Raw genomic sequence first — 13,182 nt, 5'->3', positions numbered from 1 at the left:
CTCACCGCATCAGCGCATCGATGGCGCTCGCCAGTTCGAAGTCGCGGTGGGAAAGCCCGTCGCAGTCGTGCGTGGTCAGTTCGATCTCCACGCGGTTGTAGACGTTGGACCACTCGGGATGGTGGTCGGCTTTTTCCGCCAGCAGCGCCACGCGGTTCATGAAGCCCCAGGCCTCCACGAAGTCGGCGAACTTAAAGAAGCGGCGGATGGCCTCGCCTTCTCGGCTGAACTCCCAACCCTCGAGTGTCGCCATCTCGCCCTCGGCCTCGGCCCGGGTCAGCCTTGTCACGCTCATTGCAGGTCCTCCGCGTCGATCGCGCCGAAATGGGGCTCGCCGCTGGCCCGCGCAAGCAGAAGGTAGCCCGCCCACAGCGCGGCCGACAGCACGAAGCCGGCGAGCGAATACCACGGGTCCTGCGCGATGAAGATGACGAGCAGCGCCACCAGCACCAGCTGCGCCGCCCAGATGGAAACCGGGTAGAGCGGCACGCGGAACGGGCGCGGCAGGTCGGGCTCGCGGCGGCGAAGCGCGATGACCGCGGCGTTGACGAGGATGAAGACCACCAGCCACACCGTCTGCGCGAGGCTCACGAGCTCGCTGTAGCTGCCCGTCAGGATGAAGACCGACGCGGCGATGACCGGCAGCAGCATGGCGCGGATGGGGGTGCCATTGCGGCTCACCGTGGCGAGCGCGGCCGGCAGCAGGCCGGCTCTCGCAAAGGCATAGGTGAAGCGGGTGTAGTTCATCACCATCAGGTTGGTGATCGCCCCCACCGACAGCACGCCGAAGCAGGTCAGCGCGAAGTCCGCCTGCTCCCCGAACATTGCCCCCGCGGCATCGGCGGCGACGAGGGTGGAGCCGGCCATCTGCTCAGGCGTCAGGACGTGCAGCATGGCGAGGTTCACGAGGACGTAGATCACCGCCACACCCAGGATACCGCCGAACAGCGCGCGCGGGATGGTGCGGCCCGGGTCCTTCACTTCCTCGCCGTACATGACGACGTTCCACCAGCCGTCGTAAGTCGTCAGGATGACGAGCAGCGCCGTGCCGATGGGCAGCCAGCCGCCGCGCAGCACCTCGCCGCCCGCCTCCACCGTGGCACCGGGGCTGGCGAAGAGCACGATGACGAGGCCGATCAGCACGAGCCCCTTGACGGTCGAGAGCAGCACCTGGCTCGCCCCGCTGATGCGCGTGCCGAGCGCGTTGACCAGCGCGAACAGCGCCAGCGCGGCGATGCCGAACCACTGCGGCTCTATCGCGCCGCCGCCTACGCCGAGGCGGACGAGGAATTCTCCGACCACGAAGGCGAGGTAGGCGAGGCTGGAATAGAGCGCGACGAACATGATGCAGGCGACCAGCAGCGCGGTCTTCGGCCCGAAGGCGCGGCGCGCAAAGGCAAAGGGTCCGCCCGCCTGCGGTATGGCCGCGCCGAGCTCGGCGAAGCCCAGCGCCAGCAGGCAGTTGAGCAGCGCGCCCGCGATCCACAGCGCGACGATGAGCGTCTCAGACCCCGTCGCTTCCGCCACCACGCCGGGCGAGCGCAGGATGCCCTGCCCGATGACCGATCCGACCACGGCGGCAAGGCCGAAGACCACGCCCAGCACGCGCAGCAGGTGGCCTCTCGATCGCACGTTTTCGCCGATCGTCGTTGTTTCGTTGTCCATCGCGCCTTGGTGCGGCGCAGAGCGGGCTTTGGCAAGTAGGGTGTACTGGCACCGCTTGGCAGTTCGGGCGCGGCTCTCTATCGCTGCCGTGCATGGATGCCTGCCTTTCCGCGCTCGATCTCGCATGCCGCCGCGGCGACCGGGTGCTGTTTCGCGGGGTTTCGTTCGCGCTGGAAAGCGGCAAGGCACTGCACGTGACCGGACCCAACGGCTGCGGCAAGTCGAGCCTGATCCGCATCCTCGCCGGTCTCTTGCGGCCATTCGCTGGCAGCGTGGAGCGGGCGGGCGCGGCGGCGCTGGTCGACGGCCGCCTGGCTTTCGACGAGCACCTGCCGCTGGGACGGGCGCTGGCCTTCTGGGAGCGGCTCGACGGCGGCTCAGCGGACCTTGAGGCGCTCGGTCTTGCCGACCTCATCGACGTGCCGGTGCGCTACCTCTCCACAGGCCAGCGCAAACGCGCCGCGCTCGCCCGGCTGACCGGTCAGGGCGCACCCATCTGGCTGCTCGACGAGCCTCTCAACGGGCTCGACGCTGCCGGCGCGGCGCTGGTGGAAGCAATGGTGGCCGAGCACCTCGGCGCAGGCGGGGTGGCGGTGATCGCCAGCCACCAGCCCTTCGCCCTCGCCTCGGGCCGAACCTTCCACCTGCCGGACCACGCCGCATGACCACGGCGCTCACCCTGCTGCGCCGCGACCTCGTGCTGCTGCTGCCCGGCAGCGGGAGAGGGAGCACGCTGCTGCCGCTGCTGTTCTTCCTCGCCGTTGCCATGCTCTTCCCCTTCGCCGTGGGGCCGGATGCCGCTCTGCTGGCGCGCACCGGCGGCGGGGTGATCTGGGTCGCCGCGCTTCTCGCCGCAATCTTGCCGCTGGACCGCCTCTTCGCGCCCGACCTGGGGACCGGCTTCGTCGACCAGCTGGCCTTGCGCGGCATATCGGAGGAACTGGCGGTGGCGGTGCGGATGCTGGCCCACTGGCTCAGCTTCGGGCCCTTGCTCATGCTGGCGGCGCTCCCCGCAAGCGCCCTGCTCGGCCTCGATGGCGCGACGCTGCGCGTGCTCGAACTGGGCCTGCTGGCGGGCACCCCCGGCCTCGCTGCCATCGGCGTCATCATCGCCGCGCTGACCGTTGGCCTGCGCGGCGGGACGGCGCTCGCCGGGCTGCTGGTGATCCCGCTGGCGGTGCCGTTGCTGGTGTTCGGCGCAGGTGCGCTGGCGACCGGCGGCCAAGGTGGGCTGACGCTGTGCGCGGCGATCAGCCTGCTGCTCGCCGCCATCGCACCGTTTGCGGGCGGCGCGGCGATCCGTGCGGCGCGCGAGGGTTAGGCGGGGACTTCCTCTTCGCCGGTCGCCCGGCCCACCGCGACACCTGCGCTGAGGCCGTGGACGAAGGCGGAGACGACGATGGTAAAGGCCACCGTCGCCCATAGCGCGCCCTCGTCCACTAGCTCCACGTGGTGGCCAGCGTAGGCAAGGTAGTAGATCGAGCCGATGCCGCGGATGCCGTAAAGGGCCACGGTCCATCGCTCGCGCGTCTTGAGCCCCGCGCCCGCCAGCGACAGCCAGCCGAAAATCGGACGGATGACGAAGATAAGCGCCAGGCCGATCAGCGCGTGGCTCCAGTCGAGGTATGGCCACAGCAAGGGGATCGCCGCGCCCAGCGCGACGAGGATGATGGCGGTGAGCGTGTGTTCGAGCGCCTCGGAGAAGCTGTGCAGCCGCTCGTGGAAATGGTCCTCCGATTCCACCCGGCGCAGAACCAGTCCGGCCACGAAGGCGGCGATGAAGCCGTAGCCCTCGATCAGTTCGGTCATGCCGTAGGCGAAGATCACCCCGGCAAAGGCGATGACGCCCGATTGGGTCTGCGAGAGCGCGTTGGAGCGCGGCCAGAAGAACAGGATGCGGCCGAGCAACCAGCCCGCCGCCGCACCGCCCAGCGCGCCCACGGCGATGCGGTAGGCGACGTCGATCAGCGCCCATTCGGCCAGCAGCCCGCCGGTCACCGCGCCAGCGGTGGCGATCGCCACGCCGAGGTGGACGAACGGAAAGGCGAGCCCATCGTTGAGGCCCGCCTCGGTCGTCAGCGCATAGCGCACCGGATGCTCGCCGCCCTCGAGCGGGGGGCCGACCTGCACGTCGCCCGCCAGCACCGGGTCGGTCGGGGCGAGGATGGCGCCAAGCAGCAGCCCGCCTGCCAGCGTCATGCCCGCCGCCCACCATCCGAACAGCGCCAGCGAGATGATGGTGAGCGGCATGCCCAGTATTAACAGCCGCAGGGTTGGCGTCCACAGGCCGTGACCGAACAGCTTGTCGATCCTGAGGCCCACGCCGAACAGGCCGATGATGACGGCGAGTTCCGCCGTCACCTCCCACACGCGCGGGTTTTGCAGCGGGTCGATGGCAGCGGGCATTCCGGGTACGAACAGGAACAGCAGCAGGCCCGTCAGGATCAGCACGGGCGCGGCGGCCGGCTCACGCCCGGAAAAGAAGCGCGGCAGCCAGTAGGACGCGATGATGATCGCGCCGGCACCGGCCAGCAGAATGTGATAGCTGTCGAATTCGTACATGGAACCCGGTCAACGCCGGGCCCACGACTAAGTGCCGCGCGCGATCAATAAGGCGGCTGGTGCAGCCCCTTGGCGCTCTGCGTAAAGATCTCGCAGCCTTCGTCGGTGATGCCGATCGAGTGCTCGAACTGGGCCGACAGGCTCTTGTCGCGGGTCACCGCGGTCCAGCCGTCGTTGAGCAGCTTCACCGCCGGGCGGCCGAGATTGATCATCGGCTCGATGGTCATGAACATGCCGGGCTTCAGTTCGGGCCCCGTTCCCGCGCGGGCGGCGTGGACCACCTCGGGCGCGTCGTGGAACAGGCGGCCGAGGCCATGGCCGCAGAAATCGCGCACGACGCCGTAGCGTTGGCGCTCGGCATGGGCCTGGATCGCCGCGCCGATATTGCCCAGCCGCGCCCCCGGCTTCGCCTCGGCGATACCGATCATCAAGCATTCGTAGGTCACCTCGACCAGCCGCTTCGCCTTGATCGAGGGCTCGCCAGCGAAATACATGCGGCTGGTATCGCCGTGCCAGCCGTCGAGCAGCGGGGTCACGTCGATGTTGACGATGTCGCCGTCCTTCAGCCGCTTGTCGCTGGGGATGCCGTGGCAGACCACGTGGTTGATGCTGATGCAGCACGAGTGGGTGTAGCCACGGTAGCCGAGCGTCGCGGGCACGGCGCCGCCATCGAGCGTCATCTCGCGCACCTTGCGGTCCAGCTCCTCGGTGCTGACGCCGGGCTGCACCATGCCGGCCATCTCGTCGAGGATGGCGGCGGCGAGCTGGCCGGCCTTCCTCATCCCCTCGAACCCCTCGGGCCCGTGGAGCTTGATGGTGCCGTCGCGGTAGATGGAGGTGTCGGCGGTCACGTGCTGGTATTGCGTCATGCCCGCCCATGTAGGGCAAGAACGCGGGAAATGCGAGTGGCGCCGGAAGAGCGGCTCAATTGCGCTGGGCGAAGGCCTCGCGGTATTCGGGTCGCACGATGGCAAGGATATCGTCGTCGACATCGAAGCTGAAGTCGTAAGTGCCCTCGGCCCAGGGGCCGGCGATATAGGGCGCGATCTGGATGCCGATGCGGTCGAATTTCTCGCCGCTTTCGGACCCGAGCAGCACGTTCGTCTCGTCGGGGGTGACGCAGGCATTGAACAGGTCGTCCGTCCCCTCGGGCACGGCATCGCGGCGACGCCGGGCGCGCTCGGCGTTCAGTTCCTCGCACAATCGCTCGCCCAGAACTCCGTCGAGCGCCTCGGCGGAGGTGAAGAAGCCGATCGGCTCCAGCGCCACGTTGCGGGTCTTGTCCCATACCATCGTGTCATAACCGAAATTGCCGTGCGCCCCGCCCTCGTAGCTGGACAGTTCGGCCGACATGCTAAGCCAGCCGGGAATATCGGCCACCACGGTCCACTTCGTGTCGGAGGAATACTGGTTGAACGGGAAACCGTTGCCGCGCGCCGCCTCGCGCCCGCGCCGCGCGTCGTTTGCCAGCTGTTCGCGCTTCCGGTCGAGCCTAGTCTGCAGCCACTGTGCCAGCGCCGGGATTTCGCCCGCCTCGGTCGGCCAGGAATATTCGAACAGGAAGGTGTCGGTTTCCTCGCGCACCTGCTTGGCACCGTCGACGCTGGCGGTCGCGGCGGCGGAAGCGGAGGGTGTGGGCGCGGCGCTGGGAGAGGGCGTGGCGACGGGATCGGGCGCGGTGCCGAACAACCGGTCGCAGCCACCCAGCGAGGCGGCAATGGCCAGCAACGGGGGAACCGCCAGCCAGGTGAATCGTCGCGAGGTCACGTCCGCACCCTTTCCAAAGCGCAAGGAAAACGGCAAGCGATATTCCATGAGCCGAGACACCGACCTGATCCAGCCCGACCGTGGGCAGGACGCCATCGCCATCCACCTCGTCAACAAGGACAGCTTCGATGCCTTCGCCAAGGGCCTGAGCGGGCCGCAGCGCGCGGCACTGGCGGCGCAGAAGTTCAACGGCGGCGGCTACCAGGTCGGCATCGTGCCCGAGGGAGAGGGCTGGTTCGCGGTCGGCGGCGTCGCCAATCCGGACGAGCTTTCCAGCTGGTGCCTCGCCCGCCTGGCGGAAGAGCTGCCCGCAGGTACCTACCGCCTCGAAGGCACCCAGCCCGGCCCCGGCCTGTTCGGCTGGCAGACGGCGCAATACCGCTTCACCCCTTACCGCAAGGACGAGGAAGCCGAGGGTCCGCGCGTGCTGCTGACGCAGGACGTGGCAAAGATCGCGCTAATGCAGGCGGAGGCGCGCGCCGCCATGCTCGTCGCCGATCTCGTCAACACCCCCGCCGAAGACATGGGCCCCGCCGCGCTGGAGGAAGAGGCCGGGCGCATCGCCAAGGCGCACGGCGCGAAGCTGGAGGTGGTGCAGGGCGACGCGCTGGAAACGGGTTTCCCCATGGTCCACGCCGTCGGCCGCGCCGCCGCGCGCAAGCACGCCCCGCGCCTCATCCACTTCGAATGGGGCGACCCCGCCCACCCGCGCGTGGCGATCGTCGGCAAGGGCGTGACCTTCGATTCGGGCGGGCTCGACATCAAGAGCTCTACCGGGATGCTGCTGATGAAGAAGGACATGGGCGGCGCGGCGCACGCGCTGGCGCTCAGCGAGCTCATCATGCAGACCGGCCTCAAGGTGCGGCTGCATTGCGTCGTGCCCGCGGTGGAGAACGCCATCTCCTCCAACGCCTTTCGCCCCGGCGACGTGCTGGACAGCCGCAAGGGGCTGACGGTGGAGATCGGCAATACCGATGCCGAGGGGCGGCTCATCCTCGGCGACGCGCTCACCCTCGCCAGCGAGAGCGACCCCGACCTCATCATCGACTTCGCCACGCTGACCGGCGCCGCTCGCGTGGCCGTGGGGCCTGACCTGCCCGCCCTCTTCGCCCGCCGCGACCAGACCGCCGACCAGCTCCTCGAAGCGGGCGGGGCCCACGACGATGCGCCCTGGCGGCTGCCGATCCACGAAGGCTATGCCGAGTGGCTCAAGTCCGACATCGCCGATACCTCCAACGCCCACACCAACGCCTTTGCCGGGGCGAGCGTGGCGGCGAGCTTCCTCGACAGGTTCGTGGGCGAGGGGATTGACTGGGCGCACTTCGATACCTTTGCCTGGCGGCCCTTCCCCAAGCCCGGCAGGCCCAAGGGTGGCGCGGCGCTGGGGCTGCGCGCCGCCTTCCACATGCTGCGCGGCCGCTACGGCTGAAGCGCGACGTAGAGCGCCAGCGCGACCAGCACGAAAAGTCCCATATTCACGGTAAAGGCGGCGGCCGAGGCGATGTCCTTGGTCGCGCCTATGCCGGGGTGGTGTTCGGGGTGCAGCGTATCGCACAGCGCCTCGATCGCGGCGTTGAGCAGTTCCACCGCCCAGCACGCGGCGACGGCGAAGGCGACCACGGCCAGCCACCACGCGCTCGCCCCCGCCATGGCCAGCGCGGCCATCGCGACGAGCGAGACGGCGACGTGCAGGCGCAGGCTCCCCTCGCTGCGCCATGCGGTGCTCCAGCCATTGAGGCTGAACCGCGTGCGGCCCAGCAGCGAGGAATTCTTCATGCGGGCCTGACCTCATTCGGCGCATTCGCAGGCCGGACCATCCGGCTCTCCAGCGTGATCGCCGGATCAGTGATGAAACGCAACAGCAGCGCGCTCCACGAGCGGTGGGCGTACAGCCCATCGTAGAATTCGCTGGCGGTGACGCGCAGGCGCGGCAGCCGGTTCCACGGGATGCGGGGCATGTCGTGATGCTCGACGTGGTAGCCGGCGTTGAAAACCGCGCGATTCATCGGCCCGTAGTAGGAGAACGTCTCCTGCCCCGGCGCAAGCGCATAGTGCTCCTGGATCCAGCGCCCGCCGAGCGGGTGCAGCCCCAGGGCGAAGCAATTGGCCAGAAACAGGTAAGCGAGCGCCTGCCAGCCGAGCAGCGCGACCACGGCAAGGTCGAATACCAGTTGCGCCAGAAGGTTGGTCACCATGGCGCGGTCGGCCAGCGGAACCCCTGTCATCCGCCCGGGCCGCAAGGACTGCATGAGGGGCCCTGCCATCAGCCACAGCGCCTTGCGCCACGCACTGTTGCCGACCAGCCGGCACTCCCAAGCGCTCGCCACGTCACCGTCGAGGACGGGGTCGCCCGGGTGGCGGTGATGCAGGAGGTGATACTTGCGGAAACTCTCGGCCACCGGCAGCACCAGCGGCAGCGAGGCGACAAGGCCCAGCATCCGGTTCGCGCGCACCGTGCCGAACACCAGGTCGTGCGTGCATTCGTGCAGCAGCGTCCATAGCGCCAGCGCGACGACCGCGCCCACGCAGTAGGCGGCGAGCACCATGGCCCAGACCGGAAGTTGCGCAGCCAGCGCGGCGGCGGCCATCTGCGCCAGCCACACCAGCGCGATGCACCAAAAGGTGCGCGGCTCGGGCCCCAGCAAGTCGCGAATCTCGGGATGGGCGCGAAGTATGGCGCGGCGCCTTTCGGCATGGGGCTCGTGTCCCTCGGCAAGCAGGTAGGCCATCGGCATATCCCCCCCAAGTCACCATACATTTTCATCATGTTACAATCTGGAGACATCCGCCGCAACGGCAAAGGCCGTGTGGCGAGCCTCCCGGCGGCATGGGTTGCCCCGCCGCAATCCACGGTCTAAGCGCCGCTTGGACGGGGCAACAGAGTTGATGTGAGCGGCGCTTGAGCCAGACCGACAATCCGACCAGCGACGCCGGGCTCGCGCCCTCGCACCCGCATGGGCCCTACACACTCGCCGGGCCGCAGGCGCGCGTCGATCCGCGGCGGGTACCGCTGCGCGGCGACCTTGCGCACGTCGGCCTCGTCGGCACGCATTTTGTCCCCCACTACGCCGTACCCCAGCCGCGGACCGTCATGCCCGGCGGGGCGCCGCTGCTGGCCGATGCGCGTGATGGCGCCGAGGAACTGTGCACGCTGATGGAAGGCGACAGCTTCGAGGTGCTCGACGTGGCGGGCAAGTGGGCCTGGGGCTGCCTGTCGCTGGAAGGCCCGGTGGGATACGTGCGGGCGGACCGGCTCGAAATGCTGGGCTGATGGCCTATAACCTATTCATCGACGGTGCCGAGGGCACCACCGGCATCGAGATCCGCGAGCGGCTGGCGGGGCGCGACGAGTTCGAGCTGATCCAGCTATCCGATGCCGAGCGCAAGGATCCCGCCTGCCGCAAGTCAGCGCTCGACTTTGCCGATTTCGCCATCCTGTGCCTGCCCGACGAAGCCGCGCGCGAGGCTGTGGCCATGCTCGCGCCCGATGCCGGCACGCGCATCATCGATGCCTCCAGCGCGCACCGCACCGCGCCGGGGTGGATTTACGGCTTTCCCGAGATCGTCGGCCCCGGCGTGGTGGCGCAGGCCAGCCGGGTATCGAACCCCGGGTGCTATCCAACCGGGTTCATAGCGCTGATGGCCCCGCTGGTGCGCGCCGGGCTGCTGCCGCGCGACTGGCCCTACACCGTCAACGCCGTCTCCGGCTATTCGGGCGGCGGCAAGAGCCTGATCGCGCGCTACGGCGAGGAAGACGATCTCGCCTTCCGTACCTACGCCCTCTCCCTCGACCACAAGCACCTGCCCGAGATGCAGGCCAAGTCGGGCGTCAACCACACCCCGGTCTTCGCGCCCTCGGTGGTCCCGGCCTTCCGCGGGATGCTGGTGGAGGTGCCGCTGCCGGTTTCGGCCATGCGCACCGCCGCCGCGCCCGACCGCCTGCGCGCCGAACTCGCCCGCTATTACGAGGCCTCGCGCCTCGTCACCGTGCACGAGGGCGCGCCGTCGGAACTGGTGCTGCGCGAAGGTGTGCCGCCGTCCGATCGCCTCGACCTGTGGGTGCTGGGCAGTGCCGACGGCAGCCGCGCGCGGCTCGTCGCCATGCTCGACAATCTCGGCAAGGGCGCGAGCGGGGCTGCGGTGCAGTGCCTGAACCTGATGGCGGGAACGGACGAACTCGCCGGCCTCCGGGTCTGACCCCTGCCCAAGGTTTGGGCAGCACTGCACGTCGATTGCCCACGCCTTTCGCCGAGCGTCAGGCAGCTGCGCACGAATCTTCCGCCGACTGCGGTAAATCGGGGCGAATGTTGCGAATGGGCCCTTTCGCACGCGGCCTCGATTGTCTAACCCGTTCGCCGACGCGCTGGCACGATTCTTGAACTGCTTCGAGCGCGCGCTCGCCGATTGCAGCTCGCTGACAGGGACGGGACCGTTGAAGAAGATCGAAGCCATCATCAAGCCGTTCAAGCTGGACGAGGTGAAGGACGCGCTGCACGAGGTCGGCGTGTCCGGCATCACGGTGACCGAGGCCAAAGGCTTCGGCCGCCAGAAGGGCCACACCGAGCTTTATCGCGGGGCCGAATACGTCGTCGACTTCCTGCCCAAGGTGAAGCTGGAAATCGTCGTGCCCGACACCCTGGCAGAGGCGACCGTCGAGGCCATCGCCGCCTCGGCGCAGACCGGGCGCATCGGCGACGGCAAGATCTTCGTCTCCGACATCCAGACCGCCATCCGCATCCGCACCGGCGAACAGGACGACGCGGCGCTCTGAGAGCGCCCCACCCCAATCATCGAACACCCATCTGAAGGAATACGACATGTCCAAGGCATCCGACATCATCAAGCGCATCAAGGACGAGGAGATCGAGTGGGTCGACCTTCGCTTCACCGATCCCAAGGGCAAGTGGCAGCACCTCTCGATGGTCGCGAGCGCGCTCGACGAGGACCAGCTTGAAGAAGGCCTGATGTTCGACGGCTCCTCCATCGCCGGGTGGAAGGCCATCAACGAGAGCGACATGATCCTGAAGCCCGACCTCGAGGAGGTGTGGATGGACCCGTTCAGCGCCACCCCGATGATGATCGTCAACTGCGACATCGTGGAGCCGAGCACGGGCGAAGGCTACGGCCGCGACCCGCGCACCACAGCCAAGCGTGCCGAGGCCTACCTCAAGTCCACCGGCATCGGCGACACCGTCTATGTCGGCCCGGAAGCCGAGTTCTTCATGTTCGACGACGTCCGCTTCGAGGACGGCTATGCCGGTTCGGGCTTCCAGATCGATGACGTGGAACTGCCGACCAATACCGGCACCGACTACGACAGCGGCAACATGGCGCATCGCCCGCGCGTGAAGGGCGGCTATTTCCCCGTCGCCCCGATCGACAGCGCCGTCGACATTCGCGGCGAGATGGTCTCGACCATGCTGGAAATGGGCCTGCCCTGCGACAAGCACCACCACGAGGTGGCCGCCGCGCAGCACGAGCTCGGCCTCACCTTCGGCACCCTGGTGCAGACCGCCGACCGCATGCAGATCTACAAGTACGTCGTGCACCAGGTCGCCCACGCCTACGGCAAGACGGCGACCTTCATGCCCAAGCCGATCAAGGACGACAACGGCAGCGGCATGCACACCCACATGTCGATCTGGGACGGCGGCAAGCCGACCTTTGCCGGCAACGGCTATGCCGGGCTGTCGGACAACTGCCTCTACTACATCGGCGGCGTCATCAAGCACGCCAAGGCGCTGAACGCCTTCACCAACCCCACCACCAACAGCTACAAGCGGCTGGTTCCGGGGTTCGAGGCGCCGGTACTGCTCGCCTACTCGGCGCGCAACCGCTCGGCATCGTGCCGCATTCCCTACGGTTCGGGCGAAAAGGCCAAGCGCGTGGAGTTCCGCTTCCCCGACGCGATGGCCAACCCCTACCTCGCCTATGCCGCGCTGCTGATGGCGGGTCTCGACGGCATCCAGAACAAGATCCATCCCGGCGAGGCGATGGACAAGAACCTCTACGACCTGCCGCCCGAGGAGTTGAAGGAAGTGCCGACCGTGTGCGGCAGCTTGCGCGAGGCGCTGACCGAGCTGGAAAAGGACCACGAGTTCCTGCTCGCCGGCGACGTCTTCACCAAGGACCAGATCGACGCCTACATCGAGCTCAAGTGGGAAGAGGTCATGCGCGTCGAGACGACGCCGAGCGCGGTGGAGTTCGACCTCTACTACAGCATGTAACCTGCGCTGCCGGTAACCGGATCAGGAGGGTCGCTCGGGAAACCGGGCGGCCCTTTCGCTTCTCGCTAGAAGGGCACAGGTATCCGCAATTCCAGCCGCGCGGGCGCAGTCAGATCGTCGGCCAAGCGCAGCCGTGTCCCCGGCCGCAACGCGTACCACCATTCCGCCCCTTCACGTCCGATCACCAGCGGCGCCGTCTGACGAGCCATGGAAATGGCTGCCTGCGGCCTCGTGCAGATGTCGGAGCCAGAGGTGTCACCACACTCCAACGCGCGCTCTTGCGATCGCCACTCGGCGAGATGTGCCAGTCCCGCCATAGCCTGTTCTGGAGATATGCCGCTAACCCTGACGAAATCGGCAAACAAACATGGACGGTCCGGTGAATATGCGACACGCTTTGCGCTTCTGCGGCCTGCGAGGGCCATTTGACGATGCCGCTCCGAAACGTCGGGCGCGTCCAGTAGGGTGACATCCCACACCGTCCTCACGCATCCCACCTCCCCCAATCGCTTGGGCAGTTCGTGAAGCAAGACGCGATGCTCGCCTTGGGCAGTCAAGGCGGCCCTGTTCACCTCGATCGCTACGATCTCTTCATGGTCGAGCCCGGCAAGCGCCCGGTCACCGATCTGCGCCGGAGTAAGGCCGTCGAGATCCCGCCAGGAAAGATCCACATCCTGCGCCGCGGCGCCTCGCGCCAAGGCCAGCAAAATGATGCCGGTAGTCAGGGTCCGCAGTATCATGGCCAAAAATCTGGTCGCGTCAGCGGTGCCTGTCAACGCATGCCCACGATGCCCCTCCTAGCCACCACGATGAAAGCGGCGCGCAATCAGCGACCAGAGCATCGCCAAGGACCAGATCGACGCGTACATCGTGCTGAAGTGGGAAGAGGTCATGCGCGTCGAAACCACCCCGAGCGCGGTGGAATTCGATCTCTATTACAGCATGTAACCAGCGCTACCGG

General features: G+C 67.9%; 15 protein-coding genes. 7 read left to right on the top strand and 8 right to left on the bottom strand.

The window, feature by feature from the left end; translation table 11 throughout:
* Position 1: 1 nt before the first annotated feature.
* Both AAW00_RS12115 and AAW00_RS12110 read right to left on the bottom strand, forming a co-directional pair.
* The gene (locus AAW00_RS12115) at positions 2 to 295 is read right to left on the bottom strand and encodes a 4a-hydroxytetrahydrobiopterin dehydratase (protein WP_047004704.1); all 294 of its coding nucleotides are present in this window, start codon (positions 293 to 295) and stop codon (positions 2 to 4) included.
* The gene (locus tag AAW00_RS12110; protein ID WP_047004703.1) at positions 292 to 1,665 is read right to left on the bottom strand and encodes an APC family permease; all 1,374 of its coding nucleotides are present in this window, start codon (positions 1,663 to 1,665) and stop codon (positions 292 to 294) included. Before AAW00_RS12110 ends, AAW00_RS12115 begins: the two co-directional genes overlap by 4 nt.
* A gap of 92 nt (positions 1,666 to 1,757) precedes the next feature.
* Between AAW00_RS12110 and ccmA the strand changes: the two genes are divergently transcribed.
* The gene (ccmA, locus tag AAW00_RS12105; RefSeq protein WP_047004702.1) at positions 1,758 to 2,330 is read left to right on the top strand and encodes a heme ABC exporter ATP-binding protein CcmA; all 573 of its coding nucleotides are present in this window, start codon (positions 1,758 to 1,760) and stop codon (positions 2,328 to 2,330) included.
* A complete protein-coding gene (locus tag AAW00_RS12100; RefSeq protein WP_047004701.1) occupies positions 2,327 to 2,986 on the top strand; it encodes a heme exporter protein CcmB in 660 nt (219 codons plus the stop codon). Before ccmA ends, AAW00_RS12100 begins: the two co-directional genes overlap by 4 nt.
* Here AAW00_RS12100 and AAW00_RS12095 read toward each other — a convergent pair.
* The 3 genes from AAW00_RS12095 to AAW00_RS12085 are packed head-to-tail and all read right to left on the bottom strand — an operon-like array spanning position 2,983 to position 5,994.
* Complete coding sequence (locus AAW00_RS12095; RefSeq protein WP_047004700.1) at positions 2,983 to 4,227, bottom strand: cation:proton antiporter; 1,245 nt, start codon at positions 4,225 to 4,227, stop codon at positions 2,983 to 2,985. The two genes, AAW00_RS12100 and AAW00_RS12095, sit on opposite strands and share 4 nt — an antisense overlap.
* Positions 4,228 to 4,271: 44 nt before the next feature.
* On the bottom strand, positions 4,272 to 5,096 hold the full coding sequence (gene map, locus AAW00_RS12090; RefSeq protein WP_047004699.1) for a type I methionyl aminopeptidase: 825 nt from the start codon (positions 5,094 to 5,096) through the stop codon (positions 4,272 to 4,274).
* A 55-nt stretch (positions 5,097 to 5,151) separates the two neighbouring features.
* Entirely contained in the window at positions 5,152 to 5,994 is an 843-nt protein-coding gene (locus AAW00_RS12085) for a DUF4163 domain-containing protein (RefSeq protein WP_052761931.1), read from the bottom strand.
* A 46-nt stretch (positions 5,995 to 6,040) separates the two neighbouring features.
* On the opposite strand from AAW00_RS12085, the gene AAW00_RS12080 reads away from it, so the two are divergent.
* A complete protein-coding gene (locus tag AAW00_RS12080; protein WP_047004698.1) occupies positions 6,041 to 7,423 on the top strand; it encodes a leucyl aminopeptidase family protein in 1,383 nt (460 codons plus the stop codon).
* On the opposite strand, the gene AAW00_RS12075 is transcribed toward AAW00_RS12080, so the two are convergent.
* Together AAW00_RS12075 and AAW00_RS12070 are read right to left on the bottom strand one after the other, a co-directional pair.
* On the bottom strand, positions 7,414 to 7,770 hold the full coding sequence (locus tag AAW00_RS12075) for a diacylglycerol kinase (protein WP_052761930.1): 357 nt from the start codon (positions 7,768 to 7,770) through the stop codon (positions 7,414 to 7,416). The genes AAW00_RS12080 and AAW00_RS12075 overlap by 10 nt on opposite strands.
* Positions 7,767 to 8,723: a fatty acid desaturase gene (locus tag AAW00_RS12070; RefSeq protein ID WP_206539332.1), complete on the bottom strand. Its 957-nt coding sequence runs from the start codon at positions 8,721 to 8,723 to the stop codon at positions 7,767 to 7,769. The genes AAW00_RS12075 and AAW00_RS12070 overlap by 4 nt, the downstream gene beginning before the upstream one ends.
* A 170-nt stretch (positions 8,724 to 8,893) precedes the next feature.
* On the opposite strand from AAW00_RS12070, the gene AAW00_RS12065 reads away from it, so the two are divergent.
* The 4 genes from AAW00_RS12065 to glnA all read left to right on the top strand — a co-directional run bounded on the left by AAW00_RS12065 (position 8,894) and on the right by glnA (position 12,221).
* Positions 8,894 to 9,265: an SH3 domain-containing protein gene (locus tag AAW00_RS12065; RefSeq protein WP_241461732.1), complete on the top strand. Its 372-nt coding sequence runs from the start codon at positions 8,894 to 8,896 to the stop codon at positions 9,263 to 9,265.
* Positions 9,265 to 10,191 carry an N-acetyl-gamma-glutamyl-phosphate reductase gene (gene argC, locus AAW00_RS12060; protein ID WP_047004696.1) on the top strand — a complete coding sequence of 309 codons (927 nt, stop codon included), beginning with the start codon at positions 9,265 to 9,267 and terminating at the stop codon, positions 10,189 to 10,191. Before AAW00_RS12065 ends, argC begins: the two co-directional genes overlap by 1 nt.
* 235 nt (positions 10,192 to 10,426) lie before the next feature.
* The gene (locus tag AAW00_RS12055; protein WP_047004823.1) at positions 10,427 to 10,765 is read left to right on the top strand and encodes a P-II family nitrogen regulator; all 339 of its coding nucleotides are present in this window, start codon (positions 10,427 to 10,429) and stop codon (positions 10,763 to 10,765) included.
* Between the two features lie 46 nt (positions 10,766 to 10,811).
* A complete protein-coding gene (gene glnA / locus AAW00_RS12050; protein ID WP_047004695.1) occupies positions 10,812 to 12,221 on the top strand; it encodes a type I glutamate--ammonia ligase in 1,410 nt (469 codons plus the stop codon).
* Positions 12,222 to 12,286: 65 nt separating this feature from the next.
* Here glnA and AAW00_RS12045 read toward each other — a convergent pair whose 3' ends face one another.
* A complete protein-coding gene (locus AAW00_RS12045; protein WP_047004694.1) occupies positions 12,287 to 12,961 on the bottom strand; it encodes a hypothetical protein in 675 nt (224 codons plus the stop codon).
* Positions 12,962 to 13,182 lie beyond the last annotated feature (221 nt).

Origin of the sequence: Aurantiacibacter luteus (genome assembly GCF_001010945.1) — a bacterium.
Classification (GTDB): Bacteria; Pseudomonadota; Alphaproteobacteria; order Sphingomonadales; family Sphingomonadaceae; genus Alteraurantiacibacter; species Alteraurantiacibacter luteus.
The sequence above is the reverse complement of the archived record's forward strand: the minus strand, read 5'-3'. Positions and strand labels throughout refer to the sequence as shown.

Coding starts and splice junctions, on each gene's coding strand:
- AAW00_RS12115 (WP_047004704.1), bottom strand. CDS start 295: ATGAGCGTGACAAGGCTGACCCGGGCCGAGGCCGAGGGCGAGATGGCG.
- AAW00_RS12110 (WP_047004703.1), bottom strand. CDS start 1,665: ATGGACAACGAAACAACGACGATCGGCGAAAACGTGCGATCGAGAGGC.
- ccmA (WP_047004702.1), top strand. CDS start 1,758: ATGGATGCCTGCCTTTCCGCGCTCGATCTCGCATGCCGCCGCGGCGAC.
- AAW00_RS12100 (WP_047004701.1), top strand. CDS start 2,327: ATGACCACGGCGCTCACCCTGCTGCGCCGCGACCTCGTGCTGCTGCTG.
- AAW00_RS12095 (WP_047004700.1), bottom strand. CDS start 4,227: ATGTACGAATTCGACAGCTATCACATTCTGCTGGCCGGTGCCGGCGCG.
- map (WP_047004699.1), bottom strand. CDS start 5,096: ATGACGCAATACCAGCACGTGACCGCCGACACCTCCATCTACCGCGAC.
- AAW00_RS12080 (WP_047004698.1), top strand. CDS start 6,041: ATGAGCCGAGACACCGACCTGATCCAGCCCGACCGTGGGCAGGACGCC.
- AAW00_RS12075 (WP_052761930.1), bottom strand. CDS start 7,770: ATGAAGAATTCCTCGCTGCTGGGCCGCACGCGGTTCAGCCTCAATGGC.
- AAW00_RS12070 (WP_206539332.1), bottom strand. CDS start 8,723: ATGGCCTACCTGCTTGCCGAGGGACACGAGCCCCATGCCGAAAGGCGC.
- argC (WP_047004696.1), top strand. CDS start 9,265: ATGGCCTATAACCTATTCATCGACGGTGCCGAGGGCACCACCGGCATC.
- glnA (WP_047004695.1), top strand. CDS start 10,812: ATGTCCAAGGCATCCGACATCATCAAGCGCATCAAGGACGAGGAGATC.
- AAW00_RS12045 (WP_047004694.1), bottom strand. CDS start 12,961: ATGATACTGCGGACCCTGACTACCGGCATCATTTTGCTGGCCTTGGCG.